We start from the raw sequence: 4,045 nt of genomic DNA, 5'->3' as shown, positions 1-4,045 counted from the left end.
CCTCTCCCCGTGGGAGAGGGTTAGGGAGAGGGCGATAAGCCGTAGGCTTATATTTGTCGATATGCCTGCAAAATCGAAGGAGACGATATGCCTTTTACCGATGAAGAAGCCCAATCCCTGCTTGCCGTCAAAGGCATAGGCAAAACCATATTGCAGCGTTTGCAGCAAATGGGTTTGGATGATGTTGCCACGCTGGCGGCAGCGGATTTGGACGATGTTTTGGAACAGGGCGCGAAATTGACCGGCTCGACCTGTTGGAAAAACAGTCCGCAGGCCCGTGCAGCCATGCAGGCTGCTGTTGCTTGGGCGCAGCAGCGACAGGCAACGGAAAATTGAACAAGGTTAGATAAATGGGTAAATGCGGTATCGCGAAAATACTGTTTTACGCATATAGTTTGATACTGCTGGTCGGATATGCTTTATTTGCGGTGGTGAATTACTATCCTCCTGCACAAAGCATTGTTTTAAAGGAAGGTGCACGGGTAAAATTATCCTATGTTGCGCTCCAAAACGGTCAACCGCCCCTTATCACGATTGAGCGTGAATCCGGGCAGGCGAAACTGCATGCGGCAAGTGTGGAACCCTCGCCTAACGACATTACTTATCAAGTCTATACGCCACAAAGCACAAGCAAAAGCGCAGCACATGCGCGGCGGCGGATAGATATCCGCTGTTTGGAATGTGCGGATACGCCGATTGGGTTAAACCATATCGAAGTGGAAATCTTGTCTTTGCGTCCTGAGATACGGGGCGAAACTGCACGGGTATATTTAGCCTCTCGGACCTGGTTGGATTCTGCATTCCGTACGCCGCTTAACCGTGATTGGACAGGCAGTATTTATGGCTGGATCAGTCTGTTAGCACTCTTCCCTGTTTGGCTGGGTGTTTGGTTGATTTGGGCTGTGTTGCTGTATCGTCAGCGGCACCGCAGGTTGCCAAAAAGTTAACTCAAGTTTCAGACGACCTAAAAACAAGTATTTTCAATCTATATAAAAAGGACAAATATTTTGATTACCATCACAGAAAATGCAGCCAAATACATCAACAACTACCTGACCAAACGCGGCAAAGGCTTGGGCGTGCGCTTGGGTGTGAAAACCAGCGGCTGCTCGGGCATGGCATACAACCTTGAATTTGTCGATGAAGCGAACGAGGACGACCTGATTTTCGAAGAACACGGCGCGCGCGTTTATATCGACCCGAAAAGCTTGGTTTATCTGGACGGCACGCAAGTCGATTACACCAAAGAAGGCTTGCAGGAAGGTTTCAAATTCGAAAATCCGAATGTCAAAGACTCTTGCGGCTGTGGCGAGAGCTTCCACGTTTAAGACATAAAAACGGCGGGACAGTATCAAAACCGTCCCGCCATTTTTTCGCTTCCTGTCTGTTGTAGCTGCCTTTGCCTTTTCTTTTCCGTTCCACCTTGTGTCGGAACAAATCGGATTTCACTAAGGCTTTTAAGGCATTGTCGCGTATTTTGCCTTTATTGTGTTGCACTTTACTGCTCATATTCAGTCCTTTTGGTTAAGAATCAGCGGATTATAAGGCAAAATTAGGTTTCTGCCGAAAATTTCACATTAATTATCCCACCATGTCTCAATATTTCACACTCTTCCAGCTTGAACCCGCTTTCGATATCGACGCCGAAAACTTGGAGCAAACCTACCGCGCCTTGGCTGCCCGTTTCCATCCTGACAAATTCGCTTCAGCCTCCGCTTTCGAGCAAAAGCAGGCAGTGATGATGTCTTCCACCATCAACGATGCCTACCGTACCTTGAAAAATCCCATCGACCGCGCCGCGTATCTGCTGAAAACGTTGGGCATAGACGCCGATGCGCCGGAGCATACCTCTTTTGCCCCTGAATTTCTCATGCAGCAAATGGAATGGCGCGAAGCGCTGATGGATGCGCAAATGGCGCAAAACAACGAAGCCCTGCGCGCGTTGGATCAAGAAATCAGCCGCGAGCAAGACAAGCTGTATCAAGATTTGCGGACGGCCTTTGCCGGGAAAGACCACGAAACCGCCGCCCAATGGGTGCGCCACGGCAGGTTTTTAAACAAACTGCGCAACGAAATCGCCGCCGCGTTGCAAGATTAAATACTCAGATTTTGAGCATCTGAAAGGTCGTCTGAAAACCGGAATAAGGTTTCAGACGACCTTTTGTCGTATGGTTTTGTTGCAGATTTAGAATTTGTCGGTTGATGGCTTATTCAGATTGCGTTTGCGCCAATTCCTCCGCCGCTTTTTGAACCATGTCCGGCGTGAGTTTGTTCAGGCAGTCGGTGTGTCCCAACGGGCATTCGCGTTTGAAGCAGGGCGAGCATTCGAGGTGCAGGCTGACGATTTTGGCTTTTTGGCTCAAGGGTGGGGTGTGATCGGGGCTGGACGAGCCGTAGGCAGCGACGAGTTTGCGGTTGAGGGCGGCGGCGAGGTGCATCAGGCCGCTGTCGTTGCAGACGACGGTGTCGGCGCAGGAGAGCAGGTCAATCGCTTCGGAAAGGTTGGTTTTGCCGCAGAGGTTGGTGCAGAGGCCGTCTGAAAGGCGGTTGATTTCTTCGGCGATGTCGAAATCTTTTTGCGAACCAAAGAGCCAAACCTGCCAGCCTTCCGCCAGATAGCGGCGGCCGAGTTCGGCGAAATGGCGCGCGGGCCAGCGTTTGGCGGGGCCGTATTCCGCGCCCGGACAGAAGGCGAGAACGGGTTTGTCTGTGTCCAAGCCGTATTTGGCAAGCGCGGCGGCGCGGCTTTCGGGAGAAATGGTGAAACGCGGGTTATCGGAATGTCCGTTGAAGTCCGCCTGCGTCGGGTGGGCGAGGGCGGTATAGCGGTCAACCATCAGGGGCAGGGCGGCTTTGTCGAGTTTGCGGATGTCGTTGAGCAGCAGATAGCGCGATTCTCCGACGTAGCCGGTGCGCTGTTTGATGCCGGTGGCGAAGGCGATGAGGGCGGATTTGAGCGAGCCGGGCAGGATGATGACTTGGTCGTAACCCTGTTTGCCCAGTTCGCGCCCGATACGCCAGCGTTTTTTCAGCTCTAATGCGCCGTGTCCGAACGGATTTTCAATAACGCGGTTGATTTCGGGCATACGTTCGAATACCGCCATCGACCATTTGGGCGCGAATGCGTCTATGGTGCAGCCGGGATGGAGTTCGTGCAGGCGGCGGTAAAGCGGCTGGGTCATGACGCAGTCGCCGATCCAGCTCGGGGTGATGATAAGGATTTTTTTGGACATGGTGGTAGGGTGGGTTTGTATTGCGCGATATTGTATAGGAAACCAAGGCGCATGGGGTTGGCGAGTGCGGTTTGATGGTATTGTTGTGCAAAAGACCGAGGGGTCGTCTGAAAAGGCAGGTTGAAATCAGTGGTGTCATGTTGACTGAATAAGGGTTTTGAATAAAAATCGAACCCTTCTATAGTGGATTTAACTTTAAACCGGGACGGCGTTACCTCGCCTTAGCTCAAAGAGAACGATTCTCTAAGGTGCTGAAGCACCAAGTGAATCGGTTCCGTACTATCTGTACTGTATCTGCGGCTTTCGCCTTGTCCTGATTTAAAGTTAATCCACTATAATATCAATGGGCTTGAAAGTGCCGCTCTGAGGAGGTTTGGACGTATCGTGTTTTTTCAATTTCAAAACAAGCAACAGCGGATTTTTTCTTTATTGAGCGCGGCTGTTGTGATTGTCATCGTTATGACCTTATGGTCTTATGCTTGGGCGCAATATTTTGATTTAGGGGCGAATGAACCGAAGGAGGCGCTTGAGATGGCCGGGTTTGGTCTGTTGGTGCAATTTTTCCTATGCCTGCCTTATCTTTATTTCAAGCGATATATGCCTGCCTCTCTTTGGGCGACATCGATTCTTAATGGCGCCTATCTGTTTTTGTATTGGAGCAATTCGACGCCGCTTTGTTGTGGTGATATGGGGCAAGGCTTGATGTCTATGCTGTTTATGTTTGTTTCGGGTGTATATTTCGTTGTCTCCTGTTTGGTGATTATTGCGTGTTTGCATGCTATAGTCAATTAAAAACAAAATGGTACAATACT

General features: G+C 50.5%; 7 protein-coding genes. 5 read left to right on the top strand and 2 right to left on the bottom strand.

Annotated features, from left to right (window positions below; translation table 11 throughout):
• Window positions 1-87 precede the first annotated feature (87 nt).
• Genes HMPREF3050_RS03095 through iscA form a run of 3 tightly spaced genes read left to right on the top strand, consistent with a single transcriptional unit; the run spans window position 88 to window position 1,328 of the window.
• Window positions 88-336: a recombinase RecA gene (locus tag HMPREF3050_RS03095; RefSeq protein ID WP_070773408.1), complete on the top strand. Its 249-nt coding sequence runs from the start codon at window positions 88-90 to the stop codon at window positions 334-336.
• Between the two features lie 14 nt (window positions 337-350).
• Window positions 351-947 carry a hypothetical protein gene (locus HMPREF3050_RS03090; RefSeq protein ID WP_070773407.1) on the top strand — a complete coding sequence of 199 codons (597 nt, stop codon included), beginning with the start codon at window positions 351-353 and terminating at the stop codon, window positions 945-947.
• A 60-nt stretch (window positions 948-1,007) separates the two neighbouring features.
• Entirely contained in the window at window positions 1,008-1,328 is a 321-nt protein-coding gene (iscA, locus tag HMPREF3050_RS03085; RefSeq protein ID WP_070608865.1) for an iron-sulfur cluster assembly protein IscA, read from the top strand.
• On the opposite strand, the gene HMPREF3050_RS13180 is transcribed toward iscA, so the two are convergent.
• Window positions 1,288-1,509 carry an alternative ribosome-rescue factor A gene (locus tag HMPREF3050_RS13180; protein ID WP_049223989.1) on the bottom strand — a complete coding sequence of 74 codons (222 nt, stop codon included), beginning with the start codon at window positions 1,507-1,509 and terminating at the stop codon, window positions 1,288-1,290. The two genes, iscA and HMPREF3050_RS13180, sit on opposite strands and share 41 nt — an antisense overlap.
• An 82-nt stretch (window positions 1,510-1,591) precedes the next feature.
• Between HMPREF3050_RS13180 and hscB the strand changes: the two genes are divergently transcribed.
• Window positions 1,592-2,098 (top strand): Fe-S protein assembly co-chaperone HscB, encoded by a 507-nt coding sequence (gene hscB, locus HMPREF3050_RS03080; RefSeq protein ID WP_070773406.1) that lies wholly within the window; start codon window positions 1,592-1,594, stop codon window positions 2,096-2,098.
• 109 nt (window positions 2,099-2,207) lie between these two features.
• Here hscB and waaF read toward each other — a convergent pair whose 3' ends face one another.
• The gene (gene waaF / locus HMPREF3050_RS03075) at window positions 2,208-3,233 is read right to left on the bottom strand and encodes a lipopolysaccharide heptosyltransferase II (protein WP_070773405.1); all 1,026 of its coding nucleotides are present in this window, start codon (window positions 3,231-3,233) and stop codon (window positions 2,208-2,210) included.
• 384 nt (window positions 3,234-3,617) lie between these two features.
• Between waaF and HMPREF3050_RS03070 the strand changes: the two genes are divergently transcribed.
• Window positions 3,618-4,025 (top strand): hypothetical protein, encoded by a 408-nt coding sequence (locus HMPREF3050_RS03070; RefSeq protein WP_070773404.1) that lies wholly within the window; start codon window positions 3,618-3,620, stop codon window positions 4,023-4,025.
• Window positions 4,026-4,045: the final 20 nt, after the last annotated feature.

The sequence above is a fragment of the Neisseria sp. HMSC065D04 genome, assembly GCF_001815675.1.
Lineage (GTDB): Bacteria > Pseudomonadota > Gammaproteobacteria > Burkholderiales > Neisseriaceae > Neisseria.
This window is presented reverse-complemented; position numbering and strand designations above follow the sequence as displayed.